This is a genomic window from Marinobacter sp. M5B (genome assembly GCF_042604615.1).
In the GTDB taxonomy this organism is placed as follows: Bacteria; Pseudomonadota; Gammaproteobacteria; order Pseudomonadales; family Oleiphilaceae; genus Marinobacter; species Marinobacter salarius.
Genome location: NZ_CP156894.1, coordinates 2,595,904 through 2,613,365, shown reverse-complemented (window position 1 = coordinate 2,613,365; position 17,462 = coordinate 2,595,904). Strand labels below are relative to the sequence as shown.

The following is a 17,462-nucleotide window of genomic DNA, read 5'->3' as shown; positions in this document are numbered from 1 at the left end:
ATGTCATCCAAGTATTCGCTCCTGGGATCGGTTTTATCCCTGACCGCAGTCATTCTTGTTTCGGGTTGTGCTGGCCCGAAAACCTCATCACCGGAACAGATTCAACGTGCCTTGGCCGTCGACACGGTCAATAGCGTTGATGAATATATCCTCGGTGCCACTGACGTGGTGCGCGTCTCTGTATGGCGCAATGAGGACCTGAGCATTTCCGTGCCTATTCGGCCCGATGGAAGAATCTCAGTACCGCTTGTGGGCGACGTGCAGGCCTCCGGCCGAACGCCTGATGCCCTGGCAAACGACATAGAGACCAAGCTCTCTGCCTATATCCGGGAACCCCAGGTCAGTATCGTTGTCACCAGCATGGGGAGCCATGAATACTCAGACCGAGTACGTGTAACGGGTGCGGTGCAGCAGCCGACATCGGTTCCTCACCGCGCCGGCATGACGGTGCTTGATATGGTTCTCACCTCAGGCGGCGTTACACCATTTGCGTCCCCGAATAACTCCGTACTCTACCGGGCCGTTGAGGGCGAGGTGGTTGCTATTCCAGTCAAGCTGGACGAAATCCTCTCTCGCGGCGATATATCGACAAACTACAAACTACGGCCGGGAGATATCCTGACCATACCTGAGAGAAGCTTATAACCCGGCACTGGGTATGATGGTTGATTCCGGTTGGGCTTTTTGAATAACGGACTATTGCTATGGCACTTCCTTTAAACCAGTTACCGAAAGAGATCGTTCGGGAAGTACGGTCTCGTAAATGGCTGGCACTGTTGTTGTTTGCAGTCGTCAGTTTCTCGGTATTGGCTGCCGGTTTCCTGTGGCCTTATAAATACCAGTCGCAGGTCGTTATTTTTGTTGATGACAGGAATATTATCCAGCCGCTTATGGAGGGCAGGGCCGTAGCGACAAAGGTCACAGAAAAAGTGTCGGCTGCCAGAGAGCTACTTGGTTCTAGGAACGTGCTGGAAGAGATTGCCACGGATACTGAAATATATGGTGACAATGCGGAAAACATTGGGCCGGAAGCTTTGGAGGGTCGTATCAATGGCCTCCGGTATAGCATGTCTGTTGTACCCAGAGGCGACAACTATTTCAGTATTGGCTATTCGTCATCGTCTCCCCTAAAAACTTTCAGGGTGGCGCAGAAACTGGGCCAGGCGTTTATCGAAGAAAACGCCAAGCGAAAGCGTGAAGAAAGCCGCTCCGCTTATGACTTTATCGATAAGCAGGTTAAGAGTTATGAGCAGCAGATTGCTGAAGTAGAAGAGCGCCTCAAAAAATTCCTGTCGGAGAATGTAGATGGTACCGAGGCCGATGCAAACTCCAGGCTATCAAACCTGCAAAGTCGCCTTGAACTGGCTCAGTTGGAGAAGGAGGAACTGCAAACCCGTGCTCAATCCCTTGAGCGTGAGCTTGGCGGCGTTAGCCGCACTCTGAGGCAGGGGCGTACCGTGGACGCTTATCAGGAGCGAATCAACTCCATGGAAGAGCAATTGGACTCGCTACGGCTTCGTTACCATGATACTTACCCGGATATCGTCATACTTCGGGAGCAGCTTGAAGAACTAAAAAAACAAAGAGAAAGGGCGTTTGAGGAGCAGCAGCTCGCCAGTGAGCCAAGTGGGAGTGAAAGCATACCCAATCCGGTGTATCAGGAGGTTCGTTCCAATCTGGTTACAACCAATACCGACCTTGAAACTGTCGAAACGCGGATCAGTTCTATCAAGCGACTCATCGAGGAACAGAAGCAGCGAATGGAGCGCATCCAGGCAAACAAGGCACAGTATTCTGAGCTAACCCGTGACATGGAGGTCAACAAGGAAATTTATAACGACCTCTTGCAGCGCCGTGAGAAAGCCCGTGTTTCAATGCATCTGGACATTGAAGGGCAGGGCCTTAATTATAAAATCAACGAAGCTGCACAGTATCCCACGAGCCCTACAGGGCCGAAGTTCTCAATGTTTGCTATGGCAGGCCTCCTTCTTGGGGCAGTCGCTCCCTTTGGAGCGATAGCAGGACTGCTTCAGATAGACCCTCGTATCCGTTCTCGCGAGCAACTGGATGATGTCCTCGATATCGCGGTACTGGAGCATTTGCCGGAAGTCCGGACACCTTTCGAAAAACGGCGGGACCGAAAGGTCACCATGGCCGTGGTTGTTATGGCGGTTCTGGTAGCCGCCGCCTACGTCGCAGTAGCACTGGCTTCTGTGTTTGGAGTGATTTAATGGCTGATTCCAGAGCAGACCAGGGAAAAGATACCCCAGCGGAAGGAAGCGTTCTTTCTGATTTCGAGAAATGGAAATCAGAAAAAATGAACAGGGAAACGGATAACGTCAGTGGGCCGTCCTCGTCAGGCACAACTCCAGAGCTCGTCTCTCGTGGCGAAGATCGTTTCTCCGAATGGGATGACTCACGGATGCTGGTGCCCAGCTCGCTGGAACTTGGGGCGGGCAGTGTCGACAAGTACGTTATCAGCAAACAAATCGTGCGAATGCAGGAACCACGTCGCCTGACTCCGGACGATTTGGAAGAGCGCCGTATTATCTATCCGGAATCCAGTAATCGGCAGCTGGTCAATCATTTTCGTAACCTGCGGACGAAGCTATTGGAAAAGTCCGGAGGCAATAACTTCACGTTGGTGGTCAGTGGCGCCCGCGAAGGAGCAGGCTCATCATTTGTTGCATTGAATTTAGCAGCTGCCTTCGCCTTTGATGAAGCTAAAACAGCGTTGATTATTGACTGTAACCTTCGGGAACCTGCGCTTCACTCGACGCTGGATATAGTTCCGGACTCTGGTTTGACGGATTTCCTTGACGACCCGGACTACGATATTGCCCGAATTCTCTATCCGACTGGGATACCGAGGCTCCGACTTATTCCTGCTGGCAGCCGTCGTGAGACGCCGGGTGAGTTCTTCACCTCCTTCCGCATGAAACAGTTTTTACAGGCTGTTCGTCGCCGCTATCCGGATCGTTTCATTGTTCTGGACACCGCGCCCATTACCGAGTCACCTGATGCCAGAATCCTTACCGAGCTTTGTGACTACGCCATGCTGGTCATTCCCCATGCTGGAATGACGGCTGATGGTATTGAGCAGGCAGCGGGCGCATTCCACACCGAGAAGTTCGTCGGAGCTGTCATAAATGGTTAGTCCGATCGGGCCATGGAAGTGCCCGCGCTTTGTGATTCCCGGAGTTCTGGTCTGTAGTTTTTTTACCTGCCAAGTCGTTGTTGCAGAGCCGATTGCGTTGTCGGGGGAGCTCACGAACCGATTCAGTGATAACACCACCCGGGATGCCAATGGCGAGATAAGCGACACTGAAACCAGAGTCAATTTGCGGCTCTCCCATCAAAGTGATCCCGGAGAGTGCCAGGCGAGCACCTTCGCCGATGTTGGTTATGGGGTGTGGCATGATGAGACTTACGATCCGGAAACCTATACAACGGCAGACTTTCTGGGTGATTGTGAGTTGGCACAGGGGCTGAGATGGGAAGTTGCAGACAACCTGAGAAATGTAACCAGGGACTCCCGTGGTACCGACACGCCAGACAATACAACTCGCAAGAACATATTCCGCACGGGCCCGGTTTACCAAGTTCCGCTTAGCAAAGTTGATCAACTTCGTTTGTCTCTTCATTATGAAAACACGGAATTTGGCGACTCCGAAGAAACCGACAGTGACCGCTATATTGGCTCGGTTGGTTGGAGCAGAATGTTTAGCTCCACGTTCTCCGGTGGCGTCAGTGTGCTTACCAATCAAGCTGAATATGATAGTGGTGTAGAGATTGATACCGATGTTGTCAGCCTCGATTTTTCCCAAACTTGGGCGACAACGAGCCTTTCCGGCAGCGTTGGTGTCAGTGAGATAGAAAGCGATTTTGGTGGCACTACCCAGTCAAGCGACGGAGTGGTTGGGGATATCTCTCTGGAACGGGAAATCAATCCGGTCACAACATTTTATATTAATGGTAGTCGGGAACTAACTGAACAGACATCAGATTTTGATGTCCGCTTTGGTGACTTTGTGTTCGATCTCCGCGAAACCAGTGAAGTTGAGGTTACCGCGGTAAACACTGGCATTCGAAGGCAGTTTAGCGATGCCTCTCAACTGAATTTCAATGCATTTGCTAACCGAGCCGATTACATCCGTTCGGATGAAACAGAAGATCGGCTAGGATTGGCGGTAGGGTATAGTCGGCCCGTATTGCCTTTGTTAACGCTGCGATCAAACGCAAGATATCAGTATCAGTCATTCGACGAAGACGATGTGGACGAAGAAACCATAAGCGTGGATGTGGGGCTAACGTATGAACTTACTCGCGACCTGGGAATCACCGGCAGGGTTGGTCATACATCGAGGAGCAGTGATACGAGCGCCAGTGAATATGATGAAAACTGGGTCTCTTTAGCGCTGGATTATCGGTTTTTCTAGAACTGGTTTGGCATGCCCTGAGTACCATTTTTACACCCGGAGTATCACGGACGTGAAACAGAACGCCCTGACAATCGATGTCGAAGATTATTTTCAGGTAGCGGCACTTGCCGAGGCCGTCCATCGTGACGACTGGCCAACCATGGAATACCGGGTTGAAGCCAACACAGAACGGTTGCTGGAATTGTTTTCGGAGCGTGATGTGAAGGCGACCTTCTTTACCTTGGGCTGGGTTGCCGAGCGCTCCCCCGGGCTGGTGAAAAAGATCCAGCAAGCGGGGCACGAGATCGCCAGCCATGGATACAGCCACCAGTTGGTCTACACCCAGACACCGGAGGTTTTCAAGGAAGAAACCCGCAAGTCCAAGCGCATACTCGAAGACATTACCGGTGAGCCTATAACCGGCTATAGGGCTGCGAGCTATTCGATTACGGCACAGTCCCGTTGGGCTCTGGATATCCTTTGCGATGAGGGGTTCACCTGGGATTCATCGATATTCCCGGTTCACCATGATCGCTATGGCATGCCAGGCACGCCTCACGAGCCCTATCTATTGCAGGCGCCCAATGGCAAAACCCTCACGGAGTTTCCGCTGTCGACCTGCCCGATTGGTAGATACCGGTTGCCCATCGCAGGGGGTGGCTACTTCCGATTGTTCCCTTACTGGCTCAGCCATTGGGGCTTGGGCAAGATTAACCGGGCAGGGCAACCGTTTATTTTCTACCTGCACCCCTGGGAAATCGATACCGGGCAACCAAGGCTGAACGTCAAGGCATTTTCCCGCTTCCGACACTACAACAACCTGGATAAGTGCATGCATCGGCTTGAACGGCTGCTCGGCGATTTCCGTTTTGGCTCGGTATCGGACGTGCTGTCCGGTATGGACATACCCACCAGGGCTGTCGCTGTCTGATCGTTGTTTAGGGAATTCTTTAAGGATAGCGTAATGGGAATGGAGACACCTATCCCCGGTCTGGAGGCTTCAAAGGCGCGGCTGGACGAGTTGAAGAGTGACAAAGGCCGTCTCAGTCGCCTGGTGGGCGAAGCCCGCAAAAGCGGAACCAATGCGGATGAACTGATTGCCGAGCTCCAACAGGTATCCAGCGAGATAAAACAGCTCCAGAAGCAGGTTAAGCAGCAACTCAATGGGGCTCAGGCACAGGACAAGTGGACCCCAAAGCCGATCACTATTCCTCCTGCTGTTGGAAATACCACGATGGCACAAGCCATCGCCGTAGAGCCCTGTGCAGATTCCGACATCCATCACGCAGAAGCCTACGTAGCCCGTCATCCTGCAGCGTCAGTTTGGCATAGGCCTGGTATTTCATCGTTCATCAGTAAAACCTACGGCCACAACACCCGATATCTCTGTGCCTACGATGACGTAGGGGGCATTGTCGGTGTGCTTCCCCTGGTACAACTCAATAGCCGGCTTTTTGGTAATTTCCTGGTTTCAATGCCCTATTTTAATTATGGCGGGGTTTTGGCGGACCATCCCGACATCGCCCAAAAACTCATCGGCGAGGGCGAAAAGTGGCGACAGCAATTAGGAGCAGGTCACCTGGAAATGCGGTTTTGCCAGGACAATAAACTTGGCTTACCGCAACGCACGGACAAAGTCACCTTCTGGTTACCACTGCCGAGTAAGGCCAAAGACCTGTGGGACAGCTTCCAGCCCAAGCTGCGTGCGCAAATCCGCCGGGGCGAGCGGGAAATGAACGGGTTCGCTATCGGTGGCGCTGACTTGCTGGACGAGTTCTATCGGGTTTTTGCCATCAACATGCGTGACCTCGGAACGCCCGTCTACGATAAAGAGTTTTTCCGAAACTTGCTGGACACTCTAGGCGGGAAGGCGTGGCTGGTAGTTGCCCGTATTGACGGGCAAGCGGTTGGCTGCGCTTTTTTGACCGGTTACAAGGGCCGCATGGAGATTCCCTGGGCGTCTACACTGCGCAAGTACAACCACACCAGCATCAATATGATCATGTACTGGAAAGCCCTGGAATTCGCGGTACAGCAGGGTTTCGAGGTTTTTGACTTCGGCCGTTGCAGTCACGATGCCGGCACCTATCGTTTCAAGCAACAGTGGGGTGCCCAGCCTCTGACATTGCATTGGGACTACTTGCTGCCGGAGGGAGAGGCGCTACCCGCACTCAACCCAAACAACCCGAAGTTCAGGCTGTTGATCGCCGTATGGCAGCGACTTCCGGTTTGGGTGACCACGCTGCTTGGCCCTCATATCGTCAAGGCCCTGCCGTAATGAGCCTGTTCCAGACAAAGGCGTGGCAAAGCGCCTGGTGGGACACCTGGGGGCACCAGAAAAGCTTCCGCCTTGTCCGGCCCTGGGACGGAGAAGTGTCCGGGCTGTATGAGTCCCGGTACAGGCTGAAAGGGGTACTGCCTATACGATCGCTCCAGTTCGTAGGCACTAGCTCCCGTGAGCTGAGAACCCCAAGAACAGAGTATAATCGATTCTCCAGAAATCTCACTGGCCAGCCTCTGGTGCGCGCATTGCAACAGCAACTGGAAAGTCATACCTGGACCGAAGCCGTCTTTAACGATTTGCGCGCGGGTTCCGAGGATCTATCTGCACTGGTTACAATTGCCGCGACCCAGAATTGGGCGTTTCGGATTATCGCAGTTGATGATGGATATGCGGTGACAACTTCTGGACCTTTTGATGAATATCTCGCCTCGTTGGGCGCTAATAGCCGCTTAAAACTCTACAACCGCCGTGCTGTGCTCGAGTCTCTGGGGCCGGTGCGCGAAGAAAATTTATGGCCACACAACTCAAAGGCATTCTTCGATGCCCTTAACGCATTTCACAGGGAGCGATGGAGAAAAGACTGCGTAGCAGGAAAAAGTCTGACGTTTCATGAGAGATTTCTCTCTCGAGTTGAGGAGGAAGGTGGTCGCCCGTTGCTATCGACATTGACCTGTGGGAACCATATCGTGTCGGTGCTTTACAATGTCTGGTATCGGGGAGTCGTCTACAATATCCAGGCCGGCTTTGAGCAGAATTTTCATAAAAAGCTGTCACTTGGATCACTGCATTTGGGGTATGCCATCGAAGACGCGTTCAGGCTGCCCGACACGGACCGTTTCGATATGCTCGCGGGGCAAGGCAAGAAAGAAAACTATAAAGCGCGGATCGCAACTGAAAACTATCAGTTTCTGACGGTAATGTTGGTTAAAAGCACCTTATTCCGTGCTCTCTATTGGATGAGAGGGTAAAACCCATGGCAGGGAAAGATGTAAAGACTATTCTGCACCTCATTGATACAACGGGTCCCGGCGGTGCTGAAACCGTTTTTATCAATCTCCTTAAAGAACTTCAGCAAACAGAGTTTCGCAATATCGTTGTTCTGCGCGGCGAGGGTTGGGTAGCTGACCAGGTTCGGAGTCTGGGAATTACACCTCAATTCATTGACTCCAAGGGTAGTTTTAACCTTGGCTACATCCTTGGCATGAAACGTTTAGTGGTAGGCGAGGGTGTTGATTTGATTCATGCCCATTTGCTGGGCTCCAACGTGTACGGCGCTCTGCTTGCAATGATGTGCAGGAAGCCGATGATCGCGACGTTCCATGGCGCGGTTGATGTTGCGGCGGGAGAACGATTCCTGCGGGCGAAATTCGGGATTATTGGTTGGGGTGCGTCCGCCATTGTGTGTGTCTCGAAGCGACTGCAGGAAGAGCTCGCTGAACGTAGCTCACTTCCCGCTCGTAAGCTACATCTGGTCTATAATGGTGTTGACCCAGAGCTTTTCTGCAAGGCGCCCGCGTCGGGATTGAAAGAAGAGCTTGGCCTACCGCCAGAAGCCAATCTTGTCGTTTCAATCGGTAATATTCGCCCAGCCAAGGGTTACGACCACCTGGTTGATGCAGCTATAAAGATGGCAAAGCTGGATCCGAACACCCACTTCGTCGTTGTAGGCCATCAGCGTCCAGCTTTGTTCGGAAAGCTCAAAGCTCAAATTCGTGGAGCACCGGAGGCACCGAGAATTCACTGGCTCGGTTTCCGGCAAGACGTAGTAAATGTTCTCCGGCAGGCGGATATTTTCCTTCTGCCTTCCACATCGGAAGGATTCTCAATCTCCACCGTTGAAGCTATGATGGCTGGAGTGCCTGTTATTGCTACACGAAGTGGAGGCCCAGAGGAAATTGTTTCTGATGGAGAGAGCGGACTCCTGGTACCTATTGAAGATTCTGATGCAATCGTCAACGCTATTCAGCGCCTGAACGATCCGACCTTGAAGCATCAGATAACCGAGCAGGCCCTTGAGAGTGCAAAGAGCAAGTTCAGCTTGAAGAGCATGTTGCACGCCTATCAAGGACTATATGAGCGCTTTATGTAACGCCGGGTGACCCAGGTGAAGTTACGCTGATAAGTTCAACGCAGGACGCGAGATCATGAAGTCTGTCATTCTGAAGGTCGCAAATATTATCGGGGAAACAGGCGTATATCGCTTCTTGTGCCCTGGTCGTGTGCCCGTCTTCATGTTGCACAGAGTTACTGACGGTAGTGATGGTATTCCGGGTGACATGACGGCTGAACGTCTTCGTGGTTACCTTCGTTATCTCTCCAGTCGGGGATATAGTGTTCTGACGATGGACCAGCTCTGGCAGTTTCTCAATAAAGGCACGTCGATCCCCTCCAAGTCCGTTATGTTTACCATCGATGATGGCTTCTCAGATCATCATGACGTCGCAGCGCGGGTGTTTGATGAGTTCGGGTTTTCGCTGAATTTTTTCGTGATTACCGGCCTTCTGGACGAGCAACTCTGGCCGTGGGATGACCAAATAGCGTACGCCGTTAATCGAACCAGAATCAGCGTAACCGATCTCCAGCTCCCATTTGGCGGCAAGTATTCCGTCAATCTTGCTGATATCGGCTTACGGCGGACAATCCGCGAGATTCGAAATGCCCTGAAGATCGTTAGCCAGGAACATGTCTATCAGTGGCTGAGTGCAGAGCTTTACTCGAAATTGGAGGTCGATTTCCCCGATACCATTCCCCGGGAATACCGGCCAATGTCCTGGGATGATGCAAGGTCACTGAAGGAAAGAGGGCATGGAGTCTATCCCCATACCTGTACGCACCGCATATTGTCGACGTTGGCGTTGGAAGAGAAACAGCACGAAATAAATGAGGCACGAAAGAGGGTGGAACAGGAGCTGGCCCAGTGCCCAGACGTATTTGCCTATCCCACGGGCCGCCCATCGGATTATGACCGCGCTGATATCGAAGAAGTAAAGCGGGCAGGTTTTAAGATGGCCTTTAACACAGTACCGGATTACATAAGAGCCGGTTGCAGCCAATACGAGCTTCCCCGATTCTCTTTGCCGGAGAATACCGCTGACTTCCTTCAGATTGTCAATCGATTTGAGGCGTTGAAGGAAAAAGTGCCGCGTCAGCCAAACCGTTCTCGCAGTTTTCTACCTACACGCTGAGCGATATCCGTTATAGATGCCTTGGCGTATCGGAGTGCCGGCTGGGGGTCTTTCCAGTAAAGCAGTGCGCCAATACGCCGGCGACGTAGTAGTGCTATATAGCGGAATACAATGGCGAGCAGGTTCTCCCTGTCTTCAAGTCTTGCGATCAGGTCCCCAAAAAAATTCCAGTACACAAAATTATTTCGCTGTGGAGCGAATTCCACCCTGTTGCCATAGGCTGCCTGGGTGCAGGCCAGGATGTTGTTGATTCCACACCGTGTATCAAACCAATTACACATGCCTAACCGGGGATTGGTTTCGATGTAGTAATAGGTATCGGAGTACTGATCCTTCTTGAATTCGATCATCGCTGGCCCGGTGTAGTTCAGGGCCTTGCCAATTTTTGCGCACTCTTCCCGCAGCGCCTGGTTATTCTGACTGATCGCAAGTGACGTGACGCCATAATGTGAAGGCATGGTACCAAGACGCTTAAACACGAAGCAGGCGCTGAGTTCCTGATTCTGATCAAACGTTACGTTACACACCCACAGGTTGTCGTCACCGCCTTGTATCACGTCCTGGGCAATAAACTGGTCGAGGTGGGCATGGAAACTCCGCTTGAACTCATCCAGCTCAGCCAAGGAATGAATGATAACGTTCTTTGCGCCCAGTACCTTATATTCTCGAAAGGTCCGGGGTTTGATAATCAGCGGGAACGTTTCCGGCACATCTTCCTCAAGGTTGTAAAAGGTCTTTGGAAGAGTGATCCCACCCTGTTCCATGTACTGGCATTCCAATTTTTTGTCGTTCAGAACTTCCGTAGTTTCTGTAGTCGGCACGATCAGGTGTTGATTGGAGTAGCCTTCCTTCTTGAGTTTACCAAGTAGCTCCGCGGCGAAATCAGAACAGGCAAGCAATACACCCGGGCCGCCTTCGTTGTTGTTCAACTGGTCGAGGATGGGCTTGATATCATCTACGGTGGGATCAATGGGCAATAAAAACCGGTACTGACTGAAGCGGCTGTAGGCGCTGAGATCAGACTGTCTTGTCAGAAGGGTATAGGTTTTAAGACCTGCGTGAGCTGCAGAACGAACAGCTCCAAGACCGTTAAGTCCATTTGCGAGAATAATAACATAGGGCCGATTCATCGCAGCCATCAGCTTCTCAGTGCGCCAAGGTACTGCCTTAGCTCAAACCAGAATGGACGAAGATCGCTTAAGCGATTAACTTCGTGCCTAGTTTTTCGTCCTGGCTTGAGAAAGCGCAGTATTTCCAAAAGTTTTGAACCTGTTGAATACGATGTCCTGGGTGCCTTTAGAACCAGATAGAGGCGGTCCAAGTCACCAAGTAGCCATCTCACCCTACGGTGTTCCTGAACAGGTTCAGGGACCGCCTGGCCAGTACTTGCGAGGTACAGCCAGTACGGGAAATCGATACCCGAGTCGATCGCCAACTGCAAAGAACCCCAGAATCTGGGGTTAACCTCCATAAGATAGCCCACACCTTCCGCGGACACACGAAACTCTACCATCGCAACGCCGTGCCAATTTGCTTTCCTTAAGAGTACTTCCGCATAGGATTTCAACTGCCCATCTACAGGTGCAGACTCACTTAACACACTGACACCACCACCGGGTGGCTTTTCGCGAAGCCGACGGTGCGCAAAGTAACATACCGGTTCGCCATGATTGAATAACGCGAAAATACCCTGGCCAGTTCCATTAACAAAGGACTGTATTGTAAAAGGAAACTTAAAGTACTTATGGGAATTCAGGGCCGAGCGGGCTTCGTCAGGAGAGTTCGCAATGATGACCTGGGAAGAAAGTATACGGTCCTTTTCTAGAATTTTCGATTTGAATGGCTTAAGAACGATTGGAAAATCGTCTATGGCTTCCAGCGCATCCAGGCCTTGTTGCGAAGTCTCGCAAAATATTGTCTTGGGAGTGGGGATCGCACTTTCGGCCGCTAATTCAAAAAGCTTGTTCTTATTGGCAAGCCTCTCTACAGCTTCAGTCTCCGGGAAGGGCAAAACCACATGTTTCGGGATTTCATTGCGATATAGTAGAAGAACATAGGTGGTCGCCTCTGTGATCGGCAGAATGAACGAGATGCCGAGTGCATTGATCTGCTCCAAAACATCGTCGAAGAAAGCGCGTGGAGAACTAAAAGGGTCGGAATAGGTGACCTTCTGCGAACAGTATCGAGAAACGGCAGCCATTGAGGTCCGGGAACTTTCACCGACCGCCACCCATAAACCCTTTGAGCCCAGAGACCGCACAGCGGCGAGGGAGGCGCGCTGATTTCCGTCGAGAACCAGAATTCTGGGTTCCATGGGTAAAAACGTCCTTTGTTTGTACCGATAGTATAAAGCGGCTGCTGATTATCCAGCATTGTGCGCTAAAGTTCCATCGTACTGCCATAGATGTAATGTCTGGAGCGCCAACAATATTCCCGATAACCGAGAGAGTTGTGGCATCATATCCTTCATGTGACGAGTTCTGAATTTTTAATGGGATGTGCCTAAATTGGATATAGGGAGATTGATTGTTGAACCGATTGGTCTATGAGCGGTTTGGCTCAAGGAAAGGATTGCTTCTGTTCTTTTATCATTGGCTTTTTGCGTTGGTTGGCGGGTATAGCAAGTTCGCTGCAGTCAGCCCTAAAGGTGATCAGAGGCTCGTTTTCGTGTGCAGTGGGAATATTTGCCGCAGCCCACTCGCGGAGGTTTACGCACGCAGCCTCGGAAAAGAGGCTGCCTCTTGTGGTTTGCATTGTGGTGATGGATTTCCTGCAGATCCCAGAGCCAGAGAGTTTGCCCTTCAACAAGGGCTCTCGCTGGAAGATCACAAAACCGTGAACGTCAAAGATTTTGAGTTCAGGGAAACGGATCTGGTCGTGGTTATGGAGCCTTCGCACATAACTCAGTTTGTTGAAAAAACGAGTAAAAATTACCAGTTAGTACTGGCAGGTTCATACTGTCAGAAGCCATACCCTTACATCCATGATCCATTCAATACCTGCGAAGAATTTTTCACTCACTGTGAACAGCGGGTAATGGAAGCGGTCAGGGGGATCTGTGCTTAGGAAGCGCAAAGAAGCTAGCATCCAAGATTTTTATCAACTAGACCTTGGAGCTATATGGCGTTATTTTAAATCCGAAACATTGGCTTTTTGGATGATTTGTGCGTACCTATTTTTGGAGTATGTCCGACCTCAATCCATATATCCGGCCATAGACATTCTACCCTGGACACAAATTGCCGTTTTAGGAGCTTTAGTGGGGTGCTTTTTAGATAAAAGTGTTCGCTGGGCTTCTTCATCGATCAATGTTTGGCTGTCTTTATTCTTCGTTGTGATACTGCTGTCAAGTTTTTTTGCATATTGGCCTGATGTTTCTTATTCACAGTTGAAAAACCTTTATACTTGGATAATAATTTATTTTCTTATTATCAATATAATTAACACCGAAAGACGTTTATTTATATTTTTATGTATATTTCTTATTGCAAGCTTTAAGCTGTCATTGTCATTATCAATTAAATGGGCCGAGAGAGGATTCTCTTTCACTGATTGGGGGCTTAAGGGACCGCCTGGTTTTTTTGAGAATTCTGGCGAGTTGGCGATTCAAATGTTGGTGTTCTGGCCGCTTGCATGGGCATTCTCATTATACTTGAAGCCACACATCAGCAAGATTAAGTATTATGCTTTACTGCTAATGCCGATCACGGCTGTAATGGTAATACTAGGAGCCAGCTCGCGTGGCGCTCAATTGGCCCTGTTGGCACAGCTCTGCCTTCTCAATTATAAATCTATTCTCAAGCCAAAAATTCTTGTCTTTAGCATCGTAATTTTTTCCGCGCTTTGGTTAATCCTTCCGCAAGAACAAAAAGATCGATTTCAGGTTGTGGGCGATGATCGGACCTCACAGCAACGTTTACTCTACTGGGAAAATGGCATAGAAATGATGAATCAGCATCCAGTATTGGGTGTTGGCTATTTTAACTATATTCCATATTACGAGAGATTTTATCAATCTGATATGCTTTACGATAAAGCCGAGTTGCCTCACAATATTTTTATTCAGGTTGGTACAGACTCTGGGTATGTCGGGCTCTCCATATTTTTGATTATCATGCTCGCAGCAAGACGGAAAATGCGTCTGGTTGGGAAAACACTTAGAACCGATGAGGGTCATGAAAACAGGTTTCCGGTTGGATTTAATCTTTCCATGCTTGGCTTTGTGGTTGCCGGTCAGTTTGTAACAGTGGCATATTATCCGTTTTTGTGGATTCATCTTGCGTTTATCGTTGTGTTTTTTAGGATTTTTAAAAATAGTAAGGTCTAATAGATTAAGGAAGGTCAATGGACTTGTCAGTAATAATTCCCGCCTACAATGAAGAAATGTTTATTATGGAGTGCTGTGAGTCTGTTCGACTGGCACTAAAAGACTCCAAATTGATCTATGAAATACTCGTTGTCGATAATGGTTCTGACGATAATACCGCCCGAATTCTGGAAAATATTACCTATGTAAGATTTTTAAAAATTGAAAGATCCTCTATTTCAAATGCAAGGAACTATGGTGCGAAAATGTCTACTGGAGGGCTTCTTGCATTTATTGACGCGGATGTTGTTGTTAGCGATAAATGGGGGCGTGCAATAGAGGATATCTTTGAAAGCTGCAAAGGCGCAGTGGTGACGGGCTTCCAGTACTTGGTTAGGCCTAATGGTACATGGATCGAGCGTCATTGGTTTTCTAGAATTAGCAGCTCACATATTAATGGTGGTAATTTAGTAGTTTCGCGATCGGCATTCGATCAGTTGGAAGGCTTCAATAAAGAGTTAAAAACTGGTGAGGATGTAGATTTCTGTGACCGTGCTAAATTTTCCAAAGAGATAGCGTATGGCCCAAGACGTGATTTGGAAGCGATACATCTAGGGTATCCTCGAACAATCGGACATTTCATGAGGCGTGAGCTCTGGCATGGTGAGGGTGATTTTGCGAGCTTATCATTTTTTTTACGATCGAAAGTGGCGCTTATAGCAACTGTATATGCTTTAGCGCAACTAATTTTTTTGGTATTGCTTGGTTTCGGTTATTTTTGGTTGGCTTTTATGTTGGCTACCGCTTTTTTGATGGCGAATTTCGTTATAACTATAGTTAGGTTTTCTATGATTCCTTTGAAGTCAGCCATTGTTAACTCAGTTCTTAATTATTTTTATTTCATGGCCCGTTTTGGGTCGTTATTTAAAGCAATCGCTAAAAGATCAAGATCTTATTAATGTGAGATAATGCTGATAAATTTTGGTTTGGTGTATAAAAATAAAGCCCGATAACAAAATTACCATAGCGGCGTAATCAGTTATCGGGCCTTACGTTTACAAAGTTCCAATTAATGCTGCAGATTTTTTAATCCAATGTTAGAACAGGAGGGTTTGGTCGGCTTTCGGTCGATACGTTGTCCATGGGGGACTCGGTGTCTACTGCAAAATGGTCGATTAACCATTCAGTATCTGTATTGTAGGCGTCATTTGCCCAGCCTAAAACGTAACCTTGTGATATCCCTTGTTCTGAGCTGCTGTCGTCCCAAGTGTCAGCATTAGTCTTCTCGTGAATTTTGGTATAGCTATTTTCGCTTTCCCATCTACGATAAAATTGAATAATGCCGTCGTTGGAATTAGAACTGGAGGCCGCTTTTACTCTTGCTACTACATGCATCCAGCGCCCTCTATCGTCGGGCACCGAAATGAATTGCGTAGATCCTACTTCTCCACTTGTTACCCCGCCATCCTGATAAACGAGGTTGGCTCCTCCTGTTCCGTTAGGTCGCGTTTGCCACGTAACAGTTCCTGCCCGGTCATACTCTTGAGGCCAAATAGATAAAAATTTGTTGTTTAGTGAGCCGTGGGTGAAGTTTACAGGGACCCTGATCCAGTAAGACAGCCAAAGATCATCATAGTGTCTGCCGAGATCAAAGCGTTGTTCTGACATGTATTTTCCGGACGCATAACGAAACCGGAGGGAGTGGTCTCCGTGCTTTGGCTCCCAATCTCTACCCGACGGAATACTTATATCTTTATCGCCATTGCTGTAAACGACTCCCTGTTCAGTAACAACTGATGTCCGGTTGTTTTTGCCCCAATTAAAGCCATGGGAATTGGTGGCCGACATGTCACCGGACTCAAAGGAGTCTGTGAAAACGGTTTCTGCGTGTGCTGCGGCGGCTAGTGCTAGCGTAAGAGCCGTTGCGGAAAAGAGGCGGACCCTGATCATAGTGGTGACTCCGAGGTTCATTCTATTCTTTGTAGTCTAGCTCATTTGACACGATTTTACGTTCCTGAAGCGTTTAAATTTGGTTAACTTCTGTGTGCAGATAGGGTCTGGTTCACATTGGCGCTCCTGCTTCTTTTGGTTCGGTTATAAGTGTTCTGGTTTTTATGAAATGGGTTTTATGGTTAATAAGTTGATATACTATTAAAATTTAACGAGAAATTAAGGGTTTGCACGCTGGCCTGAAGGTGTGATGGGCGGTTGATGGTTAGCGTTCGATAAGATTTCCGCTTGGTATAAGAAATGGCGGAATTTCTGATATTTCCATGAGTTATTATAACTTGGATATCTCACCCCGATTGTTCTTTTGGCCTGGTTTCAACAAGGATAGGTGGCGACGGTTGCTATGGCTTTTTTGAGTAACGAACTGGCTTTAAGTGTGGCTCGTAGAGCCAAGTACTTCTCACAGGACTTTTTCAGGCGCAGGCTTGTCAGCCCGGTTTTTGTGGTCGGGTTTAACAACTCTGGAAAATCTTCAGCGGTCGATATCTTGAAGAGTATCGAAGAGTTGACTATCTATCCGGGGGAGGGTAACGCGGAGCTTTGGTTTAGAGGCCACTTTCCTTGGATAGAATCGTCTGTATCCGTAGGGCCGATTTGGTTGGCCCCGGACGAGTTCATTCGCAGTGTCAAAGATGCATGCGGAGGTTCTTTCAAGTCTTCAAAGGCTCAACTAGGGGCCTATCAATGGTTCGTGGGTGGAGGTAATTTGGTCAACGACAGTGGTATGTTGGCTGCGCTAGCTCCCGACATATTATCGGAGTTCCCGGATGCCAAATTCGTTCATTTTGTACGCGACGGAAGGCTGGCGAGCTACATTACGGCTAGGCTCGAATGGAGCAGAATTATTCGCTCTCCGGCAAAGTATATTGAGTATGATTGTCCGTTACGTTTTTCTGAAGTTTTGAGAAAAATGGCTGAGTATTGGGCATGGACGATGAGGCGAATGGACGAGGTTTCGTCGACAATGCCTGGTTCCGTATTGGAAGTGCGCTATGAAGATTGGTGGTCGAACCCCGAACCGATGATTGAATCGGTGGCTCGGTTCATAGGTGTTCCACCGCCTGTGGCGAGCAAAAGCTATGTTCCAAAAACAGATTTAACCCAGCATCTGCTTTCAGAGATGCCCGATGACGAACTGGCTATGGTGGAGGGTATCGTTGGTCCTACGATGCGGGGCAAGGGGTATTCCTGCTAATCTGAGTCACTGTTAAGGCAAGGTTTATTGGGGCACTCACGCCAACCCAAAGGAAGGTTCC

Annotated in this window: 16 protein-coding genes; 13 read left to right on the top strand and 3 right to left on the bottom strand. The window is 49.3% G+C overall.

The features are described 5' to 3' along the window. From AAGD24_RS11810 to AAGD24_RS11770, 9 genes are all read left to right on the top strand, one after another. On the top strand, window positions 1-645 hold the full coding sequence (locus AAGD24_RS11810) for an XrtA/PEP-CTERM system exopolysaccharide export protein (protein ID WP_379865212.1): 645 nt from the start codon (window positions 1-3) through the stop codon (window positions 643-645). A 134-nt stretch (window positions 646-779) separates the two neighbouring features. Beyond that, entirely contained in the window at window positions 780-2,231 is a 1,452-nt protein-coding gene (locus AAGD24_RS11805; protein WP_379865210.1) for an XrtA system polysaccharide chain length determinant, read from the top strand. Next, window positions 2,231-3,157: a polysaccharide biosynthesis protein gene (locus AAGD24_RS11800; protein WP_085680420.1), complete on the top strand. Its 927-nt coding sequence runs from the start codon at window positions 2,231-2,233 to the stop codon at window positions 3,155-3,157. The genes AAGD24_RS11805 and AAGD24_RS11800 overlap by 1 nt, the downstream gene beginning before the upstream one ends. Then, window positions 3,150-4,439: an outer membrane beta-barrel protein gene (locus AAGD24_RS11795; protein ID WP_379865209.1), complete on the top strand. Its 1,290-nt coding sequence runs from the start codon at window positions 3,150-3,152 to the stop codon at window positions 4,437-4,439. The genes AAGD24_RS11800 and AAGD24_RS11795 overlap by 8 nt, the downstream gene beginning before the upstream one ends. Before the next feature lie 52 nt (window positions 4,440-4,491). Beyond that, window positions 4,492-5,352 (top strand): XrtA system polysaccharide deacetylase, encoded by an 861-nt coding sequence (locus tag AAGD24_RS11790; RefSeq protein ID WP_227517909.1) that lies wholly within the window; start codon window positions 4,492-4,494, stop codon window positions 5,350-5,352. Window positions 5,353-5,391: 39 nt separating this feature from the next. Next, entirely contained in the window at window positions 5,392-6,699 is a 1,308-nt protein-coding gene (locus AAGD24_RS11785; RefSeq protein WP_379865207.1) for a FemAB family XrtA/PEP-CTERM system-associated protein, read from the top strand. A gap of 251 nt (window positions 6,700-6,950) precedes the next feature. Beyond that, window positions 6,951-7,673 carry a GNAT family N-acetyltransferase gene (locus tag AAGD24_RS11780; RefSeq protein ID WP_379865205.1) on the top strand — a complete coding sequence of 241 codons (723 nt, stop codon included), beginning with the start codon at window positions 6,951-6,953 and terminating at the stop codon, window positions 7,671-7,673. 5 nt (window positions 7,674-7,678) lie between these two features. Further along, window positions 7,679-8,794, top strand: coding sequence for a glycosyltransferase family 4 protein (locus tag AAGD24_RS11775; RefSeq protein WP_379865204.1), 1,116 nt, complete (start codon window positions 7,679-7,681; stop codon window positions 8,792-8,794). Window positions 8,795-8,849: 55 nt separating this feature from the next. Continuing rightward, on the top strand, window positions 8,850-9,890 hold the full coding sequence (locus tag AAGD24_RS11770; RefSeq protein ID WP_379865202.1) for a polysaccharide deacetylase family protein: 1,041 nt from the start codon (window positions 8,850-8,852) through the stop codon (window positions 9,888-9,890). On the opposite strand, the gene AAGD24_RS11765 is transcribed toward AAGD24_RS11770, so the two are convergent. Together AAGD24_RS11765 and AAGD24_RS11760 are read right to left on the bottom strand one after the other, a co-directional pair. After that, entirely contained in the window at window positions 9,851-11,029 is a 1,179-nt protein-coding gene (locus tag AAGD24_RS11765; RefSeq protein ID WP_379865201.1) for a hypothetical protein, read from the bottom strand. The genes AAGD24_RS11770 and AAGD24_RS11765 overlap by 40 nt on opposite strands. Next, window positions 11,029-12,204 carry an ATP-grasp domain-containing protein gene (locus tag AAGD24_RS11760; RefSeq protein ID WP_379865199.1) on the bottom strand — a complete coding sequence of 392 codons (1,176 nt, stop codon included), beginning with the start codon at window positions 12,202-12,204 and terminating at the stop codon, window positions 11,029-11,031. The genes AAGD24_RS11765 and AAGD24_RS11760 overlap by 1 nt, the downstream gene beginning before the upstream one ends. Window positions 12,205-12,419: 215 nt before the next feature. On the opposite strand from AAGD24_RS11760, the gene AAGD24_RS11755 reads away from it, so the two are divergent. Genes AAGD24_RS11755 through AAGD24_RS11745 form a run of 3 tightly spaced genes read left to right on the top strand, consistent with a single transcriptional unit; the run spans window position 12,420 to window position 15,155 of the window. Then, window positions 12,420-12,956 carry a low molecular weight phosphatase family protein gene (locus tag AAGD24_RS11755; protein ID WP_379865198.1) on the top strand — a complete coding sequence of 179 codons (537 nt, stop codon included), beginning with the start codon at window positions 12,420-12,422 and terminating at the stop codon, window positions 12,954-12,956. Then, window positions 12,949-14,217, top strand: coding sequence for an O-antigen ligase family protein (locus AAGD24_RS11750; protein WP_379865196.1), 1,269 nt, complete (start codon window positions 12,949-12,951; stop codon window positions 14,215-14,217). The genes AAGD24_RS11755 and AAGD24_RS11750 overlap by 8 nt, the downstream gene beginning before the upstream one ends. Before the next feature lie 17 nt (window positions 14,218-14,234). Then, on the top strand, window positions 14,235-15,155 hold the full coding sequence (locus AAGD24_RS11745; protein ID WP_379865194.1) for a glycosyltransferase: 921 nt from the start codon (window positions 14,235-14,237) through the stop codon (window positions 15,153-15,155). 127 nt (window positions 15,156-15,282) lie between these two features. Here AAGD24_RS11745 and AAGD24_RS11740 read toward each other — a convergent pair whose 3' ends face one another. Then, complete coding sequence (locus AAGD24_RS11740) at window positions 15,283-16,146, bottom strand: hypothetical protein (RefSeq protein WP_379865192.1); 864 nt, start codon at window positions 16,144-16,146, stop codon at window positions 15,283-15,285. A 388-nt stretch (window positions 16,147-16,534) separates the two neighbouring features. Here AAGD24_RS11740 and AAGD24_RS11735 point away from each other — a divergent pair, with 388 nt between their 5' ends. Continuing rightward, window positions 16,535-17,401, top strand: a complete 867-nt coding sequence (locus AAGD24_RS11735; RefSeq protein ID WP_379865191.1) for a sulfotransferase — start codon at window positions 16,535-16,537, stop codon at window positions 17,399-17,401. Window positions 17,402-17,462: the final 61 nt, after the last annotated feature.

What these genes read in the sequence shown, in the direction of transcription:
- AAGD24_RS11810 (WP_379865212.1), top strand. Translation starts at nt 1, where the DNA reads ATGTCATCCAAGTATTCGCTCCTGGGATCGGTTTTATCCCTGACCGCA.
- AAGD24_RS11800 (WP_085680420.1), top strand. Translation starts at nt 2,231, where the DNA reads ATGGCTGATTCCAGAGCAGACCAGGGAAAAGATACCCCAGCGGAAGGA.
- AAGD24_RS11795 (WP_379865209.1), top strand. Translation starts at nt 3,150, where the DNA reads ATGGTTAGTCCGATCGGGCCATGGAAGTGCCCGCGCTTTGTGATTCCC.
- AAGD24_RS11785 (WP_379865207.1), top strand. Translation starts at nt 5,392, where the DNA reads ATGGAGACACCTATCCCCGGTCTGGAGGCTTCAAAGGCGCGGCTGGAC.
- AAGD24_RS11775 (WP_379865204.1), top strand. Translation starts at nt 7,679, where the DNA reads ATGGCAGGGAAAGATGTAAAGACTATTCTGCACCTCATTGATACAACG.
- AAGD24_RS11770 (WP_379865202.1), top strand. Translation starts at nt 8,850, where the DNA reads ATGAAGTCTGTCATTCTGAAGGTCGCAAATATTATCGGGGAAACAGGC.
- AAGD24_RS11765 (WP_379865201.1), bottom strand. Translation starts at nt 11,029, where the DNA reads ATGGCTGCGATGAATCGGCCCTATGTTATTATTCTCGCAAATGGACTT.
- AAGD24_RS11760 (WP_379865199.1), bottom strand. Translation starts at nt 12,204, where the DNA reads ATGGAACCCAGAATTCTGGTTCTCGACGGAAATCAGCGCGCCTCCCTC.
- AAGD24_RS11745 (WP_379865194.1), top strand. Translation starts at nt 14,235, where the DNA reads ATGGACTTGTCAGTAATAATTCCCGCCTACAATGAAGAAATGTTTATT.
- AAGD24_RS11740 (WP_379865192.1), bottom strand. Translation starts at nt 16,146, where the DNA reads ATGATCAGGGTCCGCCTCTTTTCCGCAACGGCTCTTACGCTAGCACTA.